Genomic DNA, 18,858 nt, shown 5'->3' on the forward strand with positions numbered 1-18,858 from the left:
ACCGTAAGGTATATGAATGCTTAAATTTTTTTTACTCCTGTTTTAATTGTAAAATTTCGGTCTCTAGTTGTTCTATGTTATTTAATAAAATCTCTGGTTTGTTCAATGTTTTTGCCAATAAAATGCTGCCCTCAATTATAGCAATCATTCGATAGGAAAATAAGTCGATGTCAATTTCTTTGAGTTCATTTTTATTAACTCCTTCAATTAAGATCGACACAATTTTTTTATGCCAGTTATGAATTGTTTTTACAACTGCTTCTTTTAATAATTCATTTCCATCATCAGTATCAACAGCAGTGTTTAATATTGCGCAACCTCCATTTTTAAAAATCGGTTTAAACGAAGTTTTATAATGATTTAGAAATGCTATTAATTTATTAGCTGAATTATTTTCTTTATCAATTTTGTCAATTATTTGACGAGTCTGAAATTTATAATTGAATTTAAAAGCTTCTAAAGCGACTTCGTTTTTATCTTTGAAGTTGCCATAAATACTGCCTTTTGTCAATCCAGTAGCATTGGTCAAATCGGAAATATAAGTTCCTGTATATCCCTTTTTATTGAATAGAGAAGCAGTTTTTTCAATTATTAATTGTCTAGTTTTTTCTGACCTTACCATAATACAAATATACCTTACGGTATATCAGTTTCCAAATTTTTGTATTGATTTTGTTTATCTATGATTTTGGTTGTTTACCTGATATGTTGGCTAATACTTGTGTATATGCATTGTTAAACGAATCCTGCTAATGCAGGAAGCCGGCTTTATTGCCGTTTCTTCCTACATTAGACTTATCATTATTATTCAATTATTCAACATTTTAAGCTATGAAAAAAAGCAATCTATCATTGAAAAAGCCTGTTAAAATGTGCCAGGATATGATTTACAGCTCAAAAGGCTCCGAAGATCGATAACTTTTAGAAGTAGGAGAAAAACCGGCTTCCCTGTTCAGAATTGTTCTTGGAAATACCGGTGATGTTGACCCCTCCAACGGTGATATTGACCCCCCTTGGATTTTGGTAACTAAAAAAGGCTACTATGACAAAATTACATTAATTTTCTAAGACTCTCTCCTTTGAGTTCGATTCTGTGAGAGGTATGCACCAATCGATCCAAAATTGCATCTGCAATAGTGGCTTCACCTATAATATCAAACCAACTTCCTACCGGTAATTGACTGACTATTATTGTAGCTGTTCTGGCATGCCTGTCCTCTATTATTTCCATTAGATCCATTTGGTGTTGTTTTTCCAGATGGGTCAGCCCAAAATCGTCCAGGACAAGCAAACTGGTCTTGGATATTTTGTTTAAGAGTTGATATATGGTTCCTTCCAAACGCGCCATTTTTGTATGTTGCATGAGTTTCTGAACATTGAAATAGGCTACCTTGTACCCCTGTGCACAAGCATGATGTCCCAATGCTGAGGCTGTAAAGCTTTTTCCACATCCGGTGGACCCTGTTATCAATACAGACTCTCCGTTGTTTATATAACTGCCTGTAGCCAAAGAAGCTATAAGTCCTTTGTCCAGGCCTCGAGAGTTATCGTATTTTAATTCTTCCAGTGAGGCCTGATACCTAAATTTGGCGGTTTTTCGTAATCTTTCAAAACGGCGGTTAGCTCTGTCCTGAAGTTCTGCCTGCAAGAGTATCTCCAGGCCTTCATTGAGCGAGAGCTCGCTTGACCTTCTTGTCTCCATAAGCGCACTCCAGCTTGATTTAAACCCATACAAGCGTAATTGTGAGAGTTGATTCTCAATGTTCTCCATCGTATTTTAGTTTAAGTGATAATTGATTATCGTAATATTCTTTTCCTCTGATATTGTGGTGTTCCGGCAATTTCTTCTTGGGTTGTTCTTCTACATATTCGGTTGTTTTATTTTTGATAACGTTCTGGACAAATAGGTAACTGTAATTTTGGTAATCAATAGCCATTTGACATGCTTTTTCAAAGGTTTTCAGAGATGTGCTTTTATACAGGCTGAACAGCCCATCACAGCTTTTATAGAGCTGTTCCGGGTATCTGTTTTGGGCAAAGACGAGCTCCACAAGCTCCTCCAAGGTTTTCGATAGCTTCCCTGCTTGCTTCTTGTAATATTCAGGACTGCGGTTCAGGTAGTGTTGATGGGTCGAGCACAAGTGCTCTTTATTGGTCGTATACCTGCCAATACCTGATTTTCGTTTGTGTACAGCTATCAAGTCATGCTGATGAAAAATACGCACCAAAGAACGCGTGTACACTACTTTTAGTTTTTGCCCGATATATTGATAAGGAGCACTGTAATAATGCTTGTCCTCACTCAGGTAGATATGGTTGTTCGGTGCAAGCTTGTACTCTTTGTAGTACTTGATCTCAAAAGATTTTGCGGGCAGTTCCTTAAGCAAAGGTTTTTCGTTAGACAGGAAGTGTTCTTCTCTACAGTAATCACGCCTTTGCATGCGAGTTTGGTTGTGATTGATCATATGGTGCTTAATGGCATCATTAAGTTGTTGCAAGGAGAAAAACTGTTGTTGCCGGATACGTGCATAAACCCGATTGTAGATAAGCTTGACCTGATTTTCTACCAGCGCCTTGTCTTTTGGTTTTCTTGCACGTGCAGGAACCACTGCCATGTTGTAGTGGTTAGCAAAATCCTCAAGAACACGATTAAGAGTAGGTTCATATTTATTGGCCTTTATAACCGCAGATTTCAGATTATCCGGCACCAGTACCTTAGGTACACCTCCAAGGCTTTCCAAACAGCAGGTAAGTGAATAAATAAAATCATCGATGCGCTGACTGGGAACAGCCAAGCAGAAGCCGTAATCTGAATAGGGAAGACAGGCAACAAACACCTGACAATTCATTATCTCTCCTGTACTTTGGTCTATGTATGAAAGTGGCTTACCTGCAAAGTCAACAAATAACTTCTCACCCGGTTGGTGAGTTAAAACCATGGACGGACTCTTGACCTTAACATGCTGGGACAAGTGATAGCTGAATTGGCTCAGGCTGTATCCTGTGGGCTGAGACATTCGGTATTCTTCCCATAAAAGCTGCTTGGTTACTCCGGTTTTTTTGAGCTCTTCTACATACCCGTCCAACCTGCTTTTTAACACTTCAAATCGATTGTCTTTATATGCGGGATTTCCTGGGTGGAACACTTTTTCAAGAGCGTGATCCTCCATTTTCAACAAGGTGGAAAGCCTTATTTTAGACTTACGGTATTTTTCAAGATAACTTTTGACGGTATTCTTGCTGATACCCAAATCCCGGGCAATGGTCTTATTCCCATAACCTTGATTGTGTAGTTGTATTATTTGCTTTACCTGACTCATTCTTTTAGGTTTACCTGCCATAATCAGTATTAATTAGTAGTTTAGACTACTAATTAATAAAACCTAAATCCAAGGGGTCAACATGCTCCGTTTTTTAACAAACAGAAGCTACAAATAGGGGTCAATATGCTCCGTTTTATTTTAATTCAAGAGCTAAACTTTGACGCTATTCTAAAATAAAGGGGTCAGTATCCGCCAGAATGTCACATTAAAACATCCCTTTCTGGATCACTGCTTAAGGGGGTCAACATAGTCCGGAATATCCAGTTCTTATTGCAAAACCGGAGATGTACATACAGTGGCATGCTTCGACCAAAGAAGGCCTCCAGGCAACTGGTTTAACAAAATCAAGAAACAAAATAATATGCATCTATTAGCTTAACGGGACAGGTATGTCCAAATGGAAATAACAGCCTAAAATTCACTCCAAAACCGTTTACCTATTGAATAATAGTCTACTAAAAAAAGGAACCCTAGGCCAAAGAACAAATAAAAGCAGTAAATTTTCATTCTCACATCTCTAAAAAAACAAATGGAGAAAATCATTCCCCATAGTAAACCAAGTTCCCAACACCCCTTCAATGTTTCATTGAAGTTTACCCTGAAACTTTCTCAGGGTTCAACACTGCATTCAGACTAGGCTGTTCCAGCCGTCAGAATGCTTAGTTATTGTACGCTGCCATATTCCTTAGTTTTCAATCTTGAAGTAATCTACCCAAAGTTTTCCATTCGGTGAAGTCGAAAATCCAAATCCATCACCTGGCAATCCCCTATATTTCTGGCTGTGAACTAACTTGTTATTAACAAAAAATGAAATCACCGTACCAATCTTAGAAATCCTTAATACATTAAATTCATCTAAATCAATTTGGTCGCAGTAATCTCGGTAATAATATTTCTCTTTCCCTTTAGTCCATTTAGTAATCAGAACTTCTTTCGAATCACTAAACCCAAAATAGTAATTAATCTGACCATAAGTTGTCGAAATATCTAAACCACTTACATTTCTCATGGCATTTTTTCTTTTACTAATCCCGAAATCAAATGTCATATAACTATCCTCATAATCACTTTGGATTTTGACTTTTGCTTCCAAGTTAAAATCGCGTGAATCATCAAGTTTGAAATTAGTATAACTTATCACACCCATCTCATCAGAAGATGATTCAAGGTACAGCATTCCATTTTCAATCCGTTGCAAAAGTGGTAATTTGTAATAATCTAAATCCACCCAATCATTTGAGTTGTCAATGAATTTATCATAAAGGACAGTTTTAATTGCCGAATCATTTTTACTATCAGATTTACATGAAAATAATCCCATTGTCAATATTAGTATCAGGTTAAATCAATGCACAATGTTTCTTTTGGTTGCGTACAACATTTGTATAAAGCTATGTTTTGCTGGGGAGTTGCGTGTATATCGACTATGTACCCAGCTACTTTGCTTTCTTTTTCCCTGTCAAATTAAGGATTTCGGTCAATGAATCCAGTTGAAAGGCCACATTTTTATTGGAAAGAGCCAAAAAGGACTTGGCCGTTATGGCTTTTTGGTTTTTATAGTGGTTTAGAAATAAAACACTATGCATCAATTAGCATTAAGGGACAGGTATGTCCAAAAGGTAAAAATAGACACCCTAGGTCAGAGAACAAATAAAATCAGTAAATTTTCAATCTCCCAATGCTAAAAAAAACAACGGAGAAAACCATTCCCTATAGTAAGCCTAATTCCCAATGCATTGAAGTGGACCTTGAGCATGGTCCCTGAGCCTGTCGAAGGGTGCCGAAGGGCCAGCCGTCAGAATGCTATGTTATTGGCAACTGTCTTTTTTGTTAATAATCCTGAACTAACACCTCCGTCGGAATGTGAAGTGTTGAATTCAGTTTTCTTATCATTCCTAAAGTCAGTTTACGTTTTTTACTTAAAATTTCGCTAACTCTACTTTTAAATCCAACAACTTCCGCTAAGTCCTTTTGTTTCATTCCCATTTGTTCCATTCGGAATTTTATAGCCTCAATTGGGTCAGGCATTCCAATTGGAAAGTTCTCATTTTCATATCTGTCAATTAAAATTGAAAGGATTTCCAATTCATCTCCTTGTTCAGTTCCTTTTTTTGCATCAAAAATCTCTTCAAGTCTGTTTAGAGCGTTTTGATAGTCTTTTTCGTTTCTTATTGGTGTTATTTTCATAATCAGATATTATTTGCGTCTATTTTGTCATATTCTGCGTGAGTTCCGATGAATCTTATCCAGCATATTTGATATTCAAAGTTGAATTTTACAATCAATCTATAGTTATTACCTTTAATATTGTAAACAATTCGATTGTCCTTTAGAATACTTGCACTTGGATAATCATTTTTTAATTCATTAATATTTTTCCATTCGGATTTTTCAGTTTCTCCAAACCAAGATTTTAATTGTTCTTCACAGTCAGCGTGTTTTTCCCAAAAATCTCGTAAAGTTCGTTTCGCTATTACTCTCACATTATACTTATTTGTCGCAAATATAATAAAAAGTTACCAAATTGGTAATAAGTTTTCTTTTTTCAGCTTGTTGCCCAACGGTTTGCATAAATGGCTTGTGGCGGTTTCGAAGCACTTTCCTGTCCACCGAAACCAAAGCGAGCTTCGGAGCGAAAACCTTGCTGGCAGCCGTTCACCCGCTATAAGATATATGCGTTGTTGAACGAATCCTTCTAAGGCAGGAAGCCGGAAGTTTATGCCGTTTCTTCCTACATTAGACTTATCGTTAATATTCAACACTTTAAGCTATGAAAAAAAAAGCAATCTATCATTGAAAAACCCTGTGAAAATGCGAAGGCTTTGATTTACAGCTCAAAAGGCTCCGAAGATCGATAACCATTTCCGGTAAAAGTCAAAGCACCCTCACCAACTATGCCCGATGTTTGGCCCATATGGGACTGCATCTCAACTCTAATCTGCTTGAACTTGACGACGAAGTCATACAGGACTACCTCCATTTCCTCAAGCGTAAGCACAATACTCCCTCCGACAGTTTCTTTAAACACACCGTTTACGGACTGCGCTACCTTTTTCGAATCTTTGACCGAAAAGAAAGCAGCGTCATTCTGCCCTCCATCGAACGACCCAAAAAACTCCCTGTCGTTCTTAGCTAGCAGGAGGTTAAGGAGCTATTAGAAGCCCCAAAGCTACTCAAACATCGCCTAATCCTTGCTTTACTTTATGGCTGTGGACTACGGAACTTTGAATGTTGTAAACTCAAAATAACGGATATCGATCTGGATCGAAAAATGCTCCATATCCGGGAAGAGGACCGAACGTAAAGAAACTGTCCTGTGGACAGTTTTAGTAAGGGGCCAGGCTGCGGGTGGGGCCGAAAAGACCGATATGTTCCTCTCTGCGATCTTCTGGCAAGAGGAATTAAAACTTATTTGGAAGTAGAAAGACCTGTCGATTATCTCTTTAACGGTAAGAACAGTGAAGGTGAACCTGTTCCCATTAGTGCCCGAGGCGTACAGTGGGCAACCCGTGAAGCCCGACGAGCCAGCGGTGTACAAAAACAAGTCACCGCTCATGCTCTTCGTCACAGCTATGCCACCCACCTGCTCGAGATGGGCACTGACATCTTTACACTCAAAGAACTCCTTGGCCATGTAGACATTAATACCACTCTGATTTATCTGCATAGCCTGTCCCGTTCTCGGGATGGCAAGGGTCGGCAGGCAGGCTCCTTTTAGTCCACTGGAGAAACTTTATGAGGAATAAGCACCCTGCCTGTCAGCTTGCTGACATTATCAGAGCCTTCCATAAAGATATTCCTACGATAGCCTCCAATACATGGAAAGCACGTACCCTCTACGCGCTAATGCGCTGCAGAACCGCTGAGATGGGAGGACATATCGATCGTTGTGACAATACTGATTGTAACAAGCTACATCTGAGTTATAACAGTTGCAGAAATATGCACTGGCCACGCTGCCAGGGACACCTACGTGAACGCTGGATACAGAACAGAGAAAAAGATCTGTTAAATGCTTCTTACTTTCATGTCGTGTTCACCCTGCCTGATACGCTCAATGAATTAGCATTGAGCAAACCTGCTGAGCTTTACCATCTGCTCTTTCAAACAGCTTGGTTAGTCGTCAGGGACTTTGCTGCCAACCCCAAGTTGCTAGGTGCAAAGACTGGAATGGTAAGTGTTTTACATATCCCGATACGCTTCGCTTCGGGACAGGCTATGGGGCCAGAACCTAAGCCTACATCCTCATCTGCACTGCATTGTTCCTGCTGGTGGACTGACACCTTCCGGTAAATGGAAAGCTTCTCTATCCAAGGGACGTTTCCTTTTTCCGGTAAAGAAAATGTCTACTGTCTTCAGGGCAAGAATGGTGCAGGAACTAAGGAAAAGAAGTTGTTAGACCCAAACACTGCAAGGCAATTGTTCTCCAAGAAATGGGTCATCTACTGCAAAAAACCATTCTTCGGCCCCAAACAGGTCATTGAATACCTTGGAAGGTATACCCAGAAAATAGCCATCACCAGACACAAGATACTTGAAGTCAATGACTCCCACATCAGATTCAGCTATAAGGACTACGCTGACGGTTCCAAAACCAAGCAGATGCTGCTTACCCATCCCGAATTCCTCAGAAGGTTTGAGCAGCATGTTTTACCAAAAAGGTTTGTCAAGATCAGGCACTTCGGATTCCTCCGCCTGCAGGGCAAGTGGAAAAGGCTTGCCGGGATCAGGTCTGCCCTCAACCTGGAACCCCAAAAAGAAAAAGTCCTGGTTCCCTTTCAGATCCGAATGTTGGAAAAGTTCGGAAAGGATATCTTCAGATGCCCCTGCTGCGAAACAGGAAGGATGTCGGTCGTATTCGACACCAGAGAAAGGGCCAACAGAAAACCAAAACCCATCCCGATAGCAATCGGCCCCAAAATGCCTGCCCCTTCATGATGCACCACCAGAACGGGGAAAACACAGGCCCGGTCCAGGACATGTCCAAATTTTACCCGACCGGAAATCCGGGTAGGGGAATTTATGTCCAAAAACCAATAATATCGCCACGGTTCCCCCAAATAAAAAAACCAACAATGACCATGAAAACAAAATATCCCTACTGTTCCACCTAGCAAACGTTTCACCCTGCGGATGTCAGTCAACAGCCACTAGCAAAAAGCCCTGAAAGATGTGTGCATCAATCAGGGCTTTTTTTTAGGGGCTTTTCCCTAGTGGGCTAAATGTTGTGCATAGTATCCTAATTTGACGACGAAAAAGAATTCGAAGCAAAATATTTCTCATTCTTTATTTCTGAGTCAATTTTGTTGAAATTCTTATTTTCTATAATTTTTTCAATCTTATATTTTTTTGCCTTTAAGGCATTTTTGATGTTTTTCATTCTATAAGTTTTTAATTATTGAATCCACTAAAATTTGTTTTGATTGATAACAATGAATCGTTTCAGTCGAGTTTATTAAATCATTTTCATAATATTTGTTACTGGCATTTCCGCCTTCACAAAAATTGAAATATAAACATTCGGAATTACATTTTTTTATACCAAGAATATGATCTCTAAGATATAAAGAATTTTTTATGGCCTTCATTATTTCTTCATTACTGTTGTTATTAATGTTACCAATAATGAAGTTATTATAAGAATTAGAATTTGCGTCAAGGAATTCTGGAGATAATATGACCAAGTTACCATTGCTTCCGAAAGTAATATTAAGATCTAAGTATTTGATATCATTATTAAAATTTTTCTTATTAATTAAATTTGAGAAAATAAGATTGAACTCTCTTATTTGTATTGAGTTATCTTTTTTCCAAATATTGAAGAGAACTGTCCAGAAATTTTCGATTTCTCTTTCGGATAGGTCATTATTAAATTTATTAAAGTTCTCTTTTTCAACGATGCTAAATCCAACTTCATTTGGCCCTATCTCTTTAATAAATTTGAATAATTCTTCAGGTTCTAAATAATTTTTTTCGTGAACGACACATATTAAATTGAATTGAATATTTCTTTTCTTTAGTAAGTTGATTTTTTTTAAAGTTCTATTAAAAGTTTCTTTTTCACTCCAATTTACTCTTTTACTATTTTGTTTTTGATTACCGTCAAGGCTGACTGTTACATTAATTTTATATTCATCGATTAAGTCACACCATTCATTATTTAGTAGAGTTGCATTGGTTTGTATTTTTATGCCGAATATTTAATGGTTTAAATAGGTTTAAAATTTTCCGAAAGTAATCTATACCAATTATTAATGGCTCACCAGAATGCCAAATTATATCAAATAAATCTTTTTTCTGTAAAGATTCTATAAAGTACTTAATATTTTGTAATGTCTTATATTCAATTTCTCTTTTTCTTCTTCTGTTCGGAACATAGCAGTAGGAGCAATTTAAATTGCACTGTCCTGTAGGTTGGATTATCACTTTATTGATGAATTGCTCTATTTTCATTCTCTTTCCCAACTAAGTGAACATTTATAGTAAACCTTATTTAAATAAGGTGTAAAATCAAATTCAACTGTTCCTTTATTTCTAGTTCCGAAAACAGTATTAGAACCCGAGTGAAGTGGTTTCAAATTTTCTGCATGATAAACCAACCAATTAGCAGTTAAAATTTTTGGAGAAATAAGAGTTAATTTACAAAATTCCTGATTCGGTTCGGGATATACCGCAAAACTGTCAAATTTATCCTCAAAAGCATCTATTAAATCCCATCTAAATTCAATAAATTTTTTGTCTTTTTTTGTAAAAGGAATGTATATGAAAGCTGCATTTCTATCCAAATAATTATGGATAGTTAGTTCACATTCTTTTTGATTGGAAAAATCTTTGTTATCCGAAATGTAGCATCTTACGTTTTTTATTTGACCTGTTACTCTTGGTAAAAAGATATAAAATGAGCTTAAATCTTTTTTAAAATCTAGTGACAACTTTCTACTATATTTACATATCTTCCCAGAAGTGTCTAGTATTTCTAACGTGTCAACTGAACCAATCGTTCTGTAGTCTGGATTACTTCTATTCAATAGTAATTTGTGTAATATATAGACCAAAATGATTGTTATAAAAATAGCTCCAATAATTGATGCTAATATAATATAGACTATTGATAGATTATTGTTTAATGAAATTAACACTGATGCCATTCCGAAAATTATAGACATCAATGATGCAATTACAGGGTAGTTTTTATTAAGTAATGTCTTTAAGTCTTCTAGCATTTTGGTTATATTATGCACAACATTTATATAAAAACATGTTTTACAAGTGGAGTTGCGAAAATTGAGACTATGCACTCAGCTACTTTACTTTGTTTTCCCCTGTTAAATTAAGGATTTCGGACAAAGAATCTAGGGGTGAGACCACATTTTTATTGGAAATAGCTAAAATTGGTCTGTAAATCCCATTTGTAATGGAAATGCAGGACGCCATATCCATTTTATATAAAAAAATACCGAATCAAGAAACCTCAAAACCACCCCACCATTTCCTCCAAATACTTCCGATCCACCGCATCAAAAGTATCCAGCTGATCGGAATCAATGTCCAGCACAGCGATAATTTCTTTTTTTTTGGATACGGGGACCACTATCTCTGATTGGGAGGAGGCGCTGCAGGCTATATGACCTGGAAAGGCATTGACATCAGGTACTACCTGTGTTTCTCTGGTTTCCCAAGCTTTGCCACATACGCCTTTTCCTTTTTGGATCCGGGTACAGGCTACTGGTCCCTGAAAAGGGCCCAAAACCAATTCACCCTTCTTGATTATATAAAAGCCCACCCAAAAAAAGCCAAAGGCCTCCTTTAGTACCGCAGACATATTGGCCATATTGGCGACCAAATCTTCCTCTCCGGAAATCAAGGCCTTTACTTGTGGCAGAAGGGCTTTGTATATTTCCTCCTTGTTGGCATTTTTGGGTAGATTGATTTCCTCAGTCATGGTTCCTGTAAATTGCTAGTAAATCCTCCTTAAAAGTATATTGGGCTATGGGAATAGTTGTCAAAACAGGGGCAGGAATGCCCAAGCCAAACTCGGTATTTCCGGTAAAAACTCTTGCCTCATCCCATAAGGCATTCGCTATAAAATCCCCCAAAACCGCTGCTCCACCTTCGACAATCAGACTCTGAATGTTTCTGGCATAAAGGTCTGCTACGATTTCTTTGGCATCGATGCGAACATCCATTTTTGCCCATTCGGTCTTTCCTACTGTCTTATTGAGTTGGTTATTGTAGATGATGGTGTCTTGCTGCTCATCAAACAAATGTAAGCTTTCCTCCAATTTCAATTCCCTGTCCACAACCAACCTTAGTGGGTCTTTTCCATACCAATCTCTGGCATTCAGTCGGGGATTGTCATAGCGTGCGGTATTGGTGCCCACCAAAATGGCATCCTCTTCTGTACGCCAGCGGTGTACCTGCTGCCTGCTAAGTGAATTGCTTATCCACTTGCTGTCAAAATTGGTACGCGCTACAAAGCCATCTTTTGTCTGGGCCCATTTTAGAATAATATAGGGGCGCTTTTTCTCCATCTGGGTAAAAAACCGCACATTCTGCTTTCTAACCTCCTGCTCCATCACTCCTGTAGTTACTGCTATTCCTGCCTGCTCTAACTTCTGAATTCCTTTTTTCTCTACCAAAGGATTGCTGTCTACCGCAGCGATGATGACTTCCTTTAATTGGTGCTTGACAATTAAGTCTGCGCAGGGGGGCGTTTTTCCAAAATGAGCACAGGGTTCCAGGCTAACATAAAGGGTGGCCTCTTTCAAAAGGGATTTGTCCTTAACTGAAGCGATGGCGTTCACCTCTGCATGGGCTTGCCCATATTCTTCGTGATACCCTTCCCCTATAATCAATCCATCATGTACGATCACACAGCCCACCATGGGATTGGGGCTGACACTTCCCCTGCCTAATTCAGCCAATTCTATGGCCCTTAACATGTACTTTTTATGCTGATCTTCGGTCATAAGCTTGTCAAATATATCAGGGCGAGGTGGATGCTTGTAGGGTGATGGATTCCAGTGTCAATGTGCTGTCAGGATAGGTCAGAAGGGTAAAAGTAGTGTCCTGATATCCTGTAGGGGCGGCTATTTTGAATTCATATTCATCTTCAGGCAAGCCACTAAGCAAGAATCCACCATCATCGGCGGTGAGGGTGCTGAAGGTGTCCGTTGCAGAGATCGCCATGACATGTGGGGCAATGCTGACGGGGAGGATTGTTCCAGTGATTTCTGATAAACCAGTGCTTACAAAAACCCTAAGATGAGGGATAAAATCAAAACCACCACTTTGGTTGGCGACCACAGATTGTACTAGGTCAAGATCCAGAATGATATCATAGGAGAAACCACTTTGGGTGCTAATGTCTACCTCTATTTCCAAGAGGGCTTCGCTGTCTGGGGAGATTGTCATATCCGTTCTGACATCGTCGCTGATCAAGTAGACTACATCCCCTAAGAGAAACCTGATTTTCGAAATGTCTCCTGCTGGAATTTCTGTTCTGCCTATTAGAAGCTGTGTGTCGTCGACCAATGCACTTACCAAAACCATATTGCTGGCTGCCTGGTAGGGGATACTCACCCAGTTGGCATTCTCCTCACTACCGCGAATGCCTGCAGGTAGAATTTCCACCCCATTGACCTCTACCCAAACTTCATCAAAATCCCCAGGGGCATCTATAAGCAGTAAATTGACCAATGAACGTGTTTCTGTTGCTTCGGTACAGCCAATGCAGGAAAGGGCAAGTAGCCATAATCCAAAAAAGTAGGTTTTGTTTTTTTTCATGATTTGATCGATTTTGCTTTAGAGGCGGGCACGATAATTTTGAAAACTTTTAATACGCAGATTATTTTTTCCATACCCTGCTGTCTTCTGTTATAAACCAGTATTCGCCAGTAGAAGTTGCCGGACAGGATATTTTAAACCAGGATTTAGTAGCTTCTATGGCCACATCTGACAGGGGAGTATTGCTATTTAATGCAGCCAATTGGTCGGTATAGTGACCATGGATAGCGAAAAACGCCTTTTCTGCATCGTATAGCTTTCTTAATTCATTCTTTATCTGCTCGTTTGGATGTGTAACAAATAATTTATTGCTCACTCCTACTTGGGTGTCAGAAAACTGTACATAACCCCATCTTTCCGGCAGGTGCATATTGATCAGTCCCATGGGAGACCAAACCCAATTGTCTTCTGGGTAGGATTTACCGGTTTGTGGGTTGATTTTTTTCTGATAACCCTTTTCTGTAGGTTCAATTTGCCATTGCACCCTTGAAAAATTGATGCGCCATTGATCACCATCCTCAGGAGCCTTAAAGGATGGGCCTGATTGAGAGAGGCTTTTCCAGGGAATGGCCATTTCTATGGACCAGAAGTTGTCTTCATCGCTTGGGTCATTTAGGGTGCCCTCTAGATGGATGGCATATTCAAAATCGTTGATGTTCCAGCCATTGATAGGCTTGCCTCCATTTTTATAGGGCTTGGTAAGTAACAAATCCCAAAGCGTTCCCATAGCATTGATCTCCACCTCATAATAATTATGGGTGTCACCATCGGGATCTATAAATATTTCAATATCATTTTCATGGAATATTACAGATTCTCTTTCTGAGTAGGTGGCCCAGATATTTTTCTCATTTAGCTTAATACCTATAAATAAAAATTGCTCGTCCCAAAGCATTTTCATTTGGGTCAATTGATCAGGCGCAGGAAAATCCGCTCCCTGTATGTCCATAAAAGGAGTAGACCAATTTGCAGCAAGCCAGTTCTCCTCCTCCAATTTACCATCTATGGTAAGCTGATTGGCGGACTGATATGCCACGTATCCTTTCGGCTGGGGCGTTTCTTGGGAAAACACATGGCATTGAATCATTGATAGCCCTATCAATAGTATTGGTTTCTTGAACATATTGTATTCTTGCTTGGTATGGGCACAAATATACAACAAGTAATAGAATCAAAAGGTTGTAAACACAGCGACTTCTTCAAAAATAGTCGGCTGCTTATTTATACAAGATATAGCCCGTTGATAGGAGGTAAAGGTAACTTTGGCAAAATCTATCAGGATTTCACCAAAATTATTGTATTATTTGTTGTTGCATTAAAGTGTAAAAATTACATCACTTTAAGTTTTGTATAAGGGTAAAAACAGGTTTGGTATTGAATATGAGCAGAATAAAATTAAACAGAGTCGGGATATTTGCATTTTTTATTCCGATGGTTGTCATTTTTTCATGTAATAGTGGCAAAGAAGGAGGGAAAAAGGCCCAGTCAATCAAGGAGTTCCCCGTATTGGAAGTAGTGGCATCGGATACCATTATGCACAGGGATTACGTGGCAGATATCAAAGCCATTCAGAATGTGGAACTTAGAGCCAGGGTGCAAGGATTTCTCGAGAAGGTAAACGTAGATGAAGGGCAGGAGGTAAAAAAAGGCCAGATTCTATTTAAAACCAACGAGCAAGAATATAAAGCGGAATTGGCCAAGGCGAAGGCCAATCTTCAAAGTGCCAAAGCAGAAGCCAAGGTAATAGAGTTCGAGGTGGAACGCTTGAAGATAATGGTAGATAAAAACGTCATATCAGAATCTGAGTTAAACCTAACAAAGGCCAAATATGATGCTGTACTAGCTAAAATTGAAGAAGCCAAATCCGCTATGGACAATGCAGCAGTGCAATTGTCTTATACCAACATTAGGGCTCCGTTTGATGGGATTATTGATAGAATACCTTTAAGGACTGGTAGTTTGGTCGAGCAAGGGAGTTTGTTTACTACTGTTTCAAATATTAGTTCTGTACATGTTTATTTCAATGTATCAGAAAAAGAATACCTTGAATACATCAAATCCAAAGATGAAACCAAGGACAATAATGTAGTGCAGTTGGTGCTCGCAGATGGCGCTCCTTATCCTTATGAAGGCATCATTGAAACCATGCAGGGAGAATTTAATGCCAATACAGGATCGATTGCTTTCAGGGCTTTATTTCCCAACCCAAGTAAAATACTAAAGCATGGAGCTACTGGCAAGATAATCCTTACCAATAAGGTAAGAAATGCCATCATCATCCCTCAGAAAGCAGTCTTTGAAATTCAGGACAGAAGTTTTGTTTATGTTGTTGGCAAGGACAACAAAGTGGAGATGCGCAGTATTATTCCTCGAGCAAGGTTTTCCCATTACTATATTGTCGAGTCTGGATTGGAAGTAGGAGAGCACTTTATATACGAAGGCATCCAAAATGTGAAAGACGGAATGATTATTCAGCCTAAAATGGTAGCTGATAATGCTGGTGTTTCATTGCCAGAAAAAGACGATACCATTGCAGAAGTAATGCCTACCAGTACAGAACAATAAGCTATGTTTGATTTATTTATTAAAAGACCAGTTTTATCACTGGTTATTTCCCTATTCTTTGTATTACTGGGATTATTGTCTTTTTTCACCTTACCAGTAGAGCTATTTCCTGACATTGCTCCTCCATCTGTTTCTATCCGTGCCAAATATAGAGGTGCGAATGCAGAGGTAGCAGCGAAAACGGTGGCCACTCCTCTTGAGAAGGTAATCAATGGTGTGCCAGGAATGACTTACATGACTTCAGTAAGTAGTAATAGAGGTACTGTAGTTATCAAAGTGTATTTTCAGGCAGGCGTAGATCCAGATCTTGCTGCTGTGGAGATTCAGAACCGGGTTTCGACAGTAGTCAATGACTTACCAGAGATTGTGACCAAAGCCGGTGTAACGGTAGAAAAACAAGTCGAAGGACTTCTCATGTACATTAATATTGCCAGTGATGACCCCTCACTGGACGAAGCATTCATTTACAATTACACCGACCTTAATGTGCTCCAGGAATTGCAGCGGGTGGATGGTGTAGGTTTGGCAGAAATAATGAGTACGAAAGATTACTCCATGAGGATATGGCTTAAGCCTGACCGAATGACTGCCTATAAAGTGGCTACTGATGATGTAATTGAGGCCATAAACAACCAAAACGTTGAAGCAGCACCAGGTCAACTCGGGATTAGTTCTGGTAAAGACATGCAAGTGCTTCAGTATGTATTAAAGTATACGGGTAAATTTTATGAGCCCAAGCAATATGAAAACTTAGTCATTAGAGCCAACCCTGACGGGTCCATCTTAAGGTTAAAGGACATCGCTGATGTGGAGTTTGGTAACCTGAACTATGGTAGAATCGCCAAAATGGATGGTAAACCAGCCGCTTCAGTAATGGTTATCCAGCGACCAGGATCCAATGCCAGTGAGGTGATCGCCAATGTGAAGAAGAAGATTGAACAGATCAAGCAGGATAACTTCCCTTCTGGAATGGATTACAATATCTCTTATGATGTATCCAGGTTTTTGGATGCCTCTATAAAGGAAGTATTGGTGACATTGGCAGAGGCATTTATTCTTGTTTTCATTGTCGTGTTTATTTTCCTTCAGGATTTCCGTTCTACCTTGATTCCAACCTTGGCCGTTCCGGTAGCCTTGATTGGTACCATGTTTTTCATGCAGTGGTTGGGCTTCTCCATAAATCTGCTTACCCTTTTCGCCCTGGTTCTGGCCATAGGAATTGTGGTCGATAATGCCATCGTAGTGGTGGAAGCAGTCCATGCCAAAATGGAGAAAGAGGGACTTGCTCCTCGGGCAGCCACCTTTGCTGCAATGAAAGAAATCAGTGGGGCAATTATTGCCATTACCATGGTGATGTCCGCAGTGTTTGTGCCGGTAGCATTTATGTCCGGTCCGGTAGGTGTATTTTACCGGCAGTTTTCATTGACGCTCGCAGTAGCCATCTTTATTTCTGGTGTCAATGCATTGACATTAACCCCCGCACTTTGTGCCATCTTGCTTAAAAACCATTATGGGGAGGAGCGGAAACAAACGCTTTTACAGCGGTTCTTTAACAAGTTCAATCATTATTATAATTTCTTCGAAAACAAATACCTTCAATACATCACCTACTTGGTGCCTAGAAAAGGAGTTACTACCCTAATCTTGTTGTTTTTCTTTGTAGCCACATGGGGAGTAAGTAAAATCTTACCGACTGGCTTTATTCCTACAGAAGACCAAAGTATGGTTTATGTAAATGTCACCACTCCGGTAGGAGCGACAGTAGAAAGAACAGAAAAGGTATTGGATGAACTTGTCCAAAAATTAGAAGGGAATGAGGCTGTTGCTGGTGTTTCCAGTTTGGCTGGCTATTCATTGGGTAATGGACTCTCAGGAGCCTCTTATGGTATGGCCATGGTGAATTTGAAATCCTGGGATGAAAGGAAGGACTTACCTATTCAGCAAACCCTGGATGAATTTGGAGCACTGGGGGATGAAATTTCTGATGCGAAAATTGATTTCTTCCTGCCTCCTACCGTATCGGGTTTTGGTAACTCCAGTGGGTTCCAAATGAAAGTTCTTGACCAGACGGGTACAGGTAATCTGAACCGTTTGGCCACAGTGACCAATGACCTTGTGGAAGATTTGATGGCAAGCCCTGAAATAGGCTATGCATTTACAGATTTTGACCCTACTTTCCCTCAGTTTTTACTTAGGATTGATCAGGATCAGGCCGCTAAGAATGGGGTGACGATTGCAAAAGCACTTGGCACCATGCAGGTTTTACTTGGAGGTCAATTTGTTTCGGATTTTGTTCGTTTTGAGCAAATGTACGATGTGATGCTCCAGGCAGGACCTGAGTACAGGGCAAAACCTGAGGATGTAATGGCGCTTCAAGTCAAAAACAATGTAGGAGAAATGGTACCCATCTCTGCTTTCCTTACCATGGAAAAAGCCTACGGACCAGAACAGTTGACACGATTCAACATGTACAATTCTGCTACCGTGAAAGGTTCTGCAGCTCCTGGCTATAGTAGTGGGGATGTTATTGCTGCCATAGAAAGAGTCACTGCTGAAAAACTGCCTCAAGGGTACAACCATGATTGGTATGGGATGTCCCGTGAAGAGGTTACCTCTGGAAACCAGGCCATCGTTATTTTCCTTATCTGTTTGTTGTTTGTTTATTTAATTCTTTCGGCTCAATATGAAAGCTTTCTCTTGCCACTACCAGTGATTCTTTCACTGCCTGTGGGGATATTCGGCGCTTTCATTTCGCTTTATTTGCTAGGCTTACAGAACAATATATATGCGCAGGTGGCCCTAATTATGCTTATAGGACTACTGGGTAAAAATGCTATTTTGATCGTGGAATTTGCCATTCAGAAAAGAGAGGCGGGCCACTCTGTTATTCAAGCGGCTGTGGAGGGATCTGTGACCAGACTTCGTCCTATATTAATGACTTCGTTTGCCTTTATTGCAGGATTATTACCACTGGCCATGGCAACTGGAGCAGGTGCTTTAGGTAACCGGTCCATTGGTACTGCAGCAGCAGGAGGGATGTTAATCGGGACTATATTTGGGTTGATAATAATACCAGGTTTGTATGTGATTTTCGCTCATTGGACCTTTGCGAAAGTGGAGAAAAATGATGATCCCACTTCTGAAAAGAAAGATAATTCTCAAGTATCTTTTTCAAATAATTGAA

Annotated in this window: 17 protein-coding genes and 2 pseudogenes; 5 read left to right on the forward strand and 14 right to left on the reverse strand. The window is 39.5% G+C overall.

The window, feature by feature from the left end; translation table 11 throughout:
* Positions 1-31 precede the first annotated feature (31 nt).
* The 7 genes from AC0L7T_RS02425 to AC0L7T_RS02455 form a co-directional block, all read right to left on the reverse strand.
* Complete coding sequence (locus AC0L7T_RS02425; protein ID WP_473340887.1) at positions 32-622, reverse strand: TetR/AcrR family transcriptional regulator; 591 nt, start codon at positions 620-622, stop codon at positions 32-34.
* Between the two features lie 429 nt (positions 623-1,051).
* A complete protein-coding gene (istB, locus tag AC0L7T_RS02430; RefSeq protein ID WP_473340888.1) occupies positions 1,052-1,771 on the reverse strand; it encodes an IS21-like element helper ATPase IstB in 720 nt (239 codons plus the stop codon).
* Positions 1,758-3,341, reverse strand: coding sequence for an IS21 family transposase (gene istA, locus AC0L7T_RS02435; protein WP_473340889.1), 1,584 nt, complete (start codon positions 3,339-3,341; stop codon positions 1,758-1,760). The genes istB and istA overlap by 14 nt, the downstream gene beginning before the upstream one ends.
* Before the next feature lie 667 nt (positions 3,342-4,008).
* A complete protein-coding gene (locus tag AC0L7T_RS02440) occupies positions 4,009-4,644 on the reverse strand; it encodes a hypothetical protein (protein WP_473340890.1) in 636 nt (211 codons plus the stop codon).
* 115 nt (positions 4,645-4,759) lie between these two features.
* On the reverse strand, positions 4,760-4,909 hold the full coding sequence (locus tag AC0L7T_RS02445) for a hypothetical protein (protein ID WP_473340891.1): 150 nt from the start codon (positions 4,907-4,909) through the stop codon (positions 4,760-4,762).
* Positions 4,910-5,153: 244 nt separating this feature from the next.
* Positions 5,154-5,510, reverse strand: a complete 357-nt coding sequence (locus AC0L7T_RS02450; protein ID WP_072766087.1) for a helix-turn-helix domain-containing protein — start codon at positions 5,508-5,510, stop codon at positions 5,154-5,156.
* 2 nt (positions 5,511-5,512) lie between these two features.
* Entirely contained in the window at positions 5,513-5,806 is a 294-nt protein-coding gene (locus AC0L7T_RS02455; RefSeq protein ID WP_473340892.1) for a type II toxin-antitoxin system HigB family toxin, read from the reverse strand.
* 377 nt (positions 5,807-6,183) lie between these two features.
* On the opposite strand from AC0L7T_RS02455, the gene AC0L7T_RS02460 reads away from it, so the two are divergent.
* The 3 genes and pseudogenes from AC0L7T_RS02460 (at position 6,184) to AC0L7T_RS02470 (ending at position 8,261) form a co-directional block, all read left to right on the forward strand.
* On the forward strand, positions 6,184-6,459 hold the full coding sequence (locus AC0L7T_RS02460; protein WP_473343411.1) for a hypothetical protein: 276 nt from the start codon (positions 6,184-6,186) through the stop codon (positions 6,457-6,459).
* A 51-nt stretch (positions 6,460-6,510) separates the two neighbouring features.
* Positions 6,511-7,041 (forward strand): annotated as a pseudogene (locus tag AC0L7T_RS02465) (tyrosine-type recombinase/integrase).
* Between the two features lie 17 nt (positions 7,042-7,058).
* A pseudogene (locus tag AC0L7T_RS02470) lies at positions 7,059-8,261 on the forward strand (IS91 family transposase).
* Between the two features lie 443 nt (positions 8,262-8,704).
* On the opposite strand, the gene AC0L7T_RS02475 reads toward AC0L7T_RS02470, so the two are convergent.
* The 7 genes from AC0L7T_RS02475 to AC0L7T_RS02505 form a co-directional block, all read right to left on the reverse strand.
* A complete protein-coding gene (locus tag AC0L7T_RS02475; RefSeq protein WP_473343412.1) occupies positions 8,705-9,523 on the reverse strand; it encodes a radical SAM protein in 819 nt (272 codons plus the stop codon).
* Positions 9,480-9,776 (reverse strand): radical SAM protein, encoded by a 297-nt coding sequence (locus tag AC0L7T_RS02480; protein WP_473340893.1) that lies wholly within the window; start codon positions 9,774-9,776, stop codon positions 9,480-9,482. The genes AC0L7T_RS02475 and AC0L7T_RS02480 overlap by 44 nt, the downstream gene beginning before the upstream one ends.
* A complete protein-coding gene (locus AC0L7T_RS02485) occupies positions 9,773-10,546 on the reverse strand; it encodes a hypothetical protein (RefSeq protein WP_473340894.1) in 774 nt (257 codons plus the stop codon). The genes AC0L7T_RS02480 and AC0L7T_RS02485 overlap by 4 nt, the downstream gene beginning before the upstream one ends.
* Before the next feature lie 248 nt (positions 10,547-10,794).
* Positions 10,795-11,265 (reverse strand): GAF domain-containing protein, encoded by a 471-nt coding sequence (locus tag AC0L7T_RS02490; protein WP_473340895.1) that lies wholly within the window; start codon positions 11,263-11,265, stop codon positions 10,795-10,797.
* Positions 11,258-12,292 (reverse strand): bifunctional diaminohydroxyphosphoribosylaminopyrimidine deaminase/5-amino-6-(5-phosphoribosylamino)uracil reductase RibD, encoded by a 1,035-nt coding sequence (ribD, locus tag AC0L7T_RS02495; RefSeq protein WP_473340896.1) that lies wholly within the window; start codon positions 12,290-12,292, stop codon positions 11,258-11,260. The genes AC0L7T_RS02490 and ribD overlap by 8 nt, the downstream gene beginning before the upstream one ends.
* A gap of 16 nt (positions 12,293-12,308) precedes the next feature.
* Positions 12,309-13,109 carry a DUF4382 domain-containing protein gene (locus tag AC0L7T_RS02500; RefSeq protein WP_473340897.1) on the reverse strand — a complete coding sequence of 267 codons (801 nt, stop codon included), beginning with the start codon at positions 13,107-13,109 and terminating at the stop codon, positions 12,309-12,311.
* Between the two features lie 61 nt (positions 13,110-13,170).
* Positions 13,171-14,232 carry a carbohydrate-binding family 9-like protein gene (locus tag AC0L7T_RS02505; protein ID WP_473340898.1) on the reverse strand — a complete coding sequence of 354 codons (1,062 nt, stop codon included), beginning with the start codon at positions 14,230-14,232 and terminating at the stop codon, positions 13,171-13,173.
* A 257-nt stretch (positions 14,233-14,489) separates the two neighbouring features.
* On the opposite strand from AC0L7T_RS02505, the gene AC0L7T_RS02510 reads away from it, so the two are divergent.
* Positions 14,490-15,674 carry an efflux RND transporter periplasmic adaptor subunit gene (locus tag AC0L7T_RS02510; protein WP_473340899.1) on the forward strand — a complete coding sequence of 395 codons (1,185 nt, stop codon included), beginning with the start codon at positions 14,490-14,492 and terminating at the stop codon, positions 15,672-15,674.
* A 3-nt stretch (positions 15,675-15,677) separates the two neighbouring features.
* Entirely contained in the window at positions 15,678-18,857 is a 3,180-nt protein-coding gene (locus AC0L7T_RS02515; protein WP_473340900.1) for an efflux RND transporter permease subunit, read from the forward strand.
* Position 18,858: the final 1 nt, after the last annotated feature.

Source organism: Cyclobacterium sp. 10D3-21 (assembly GCF_055809755.1).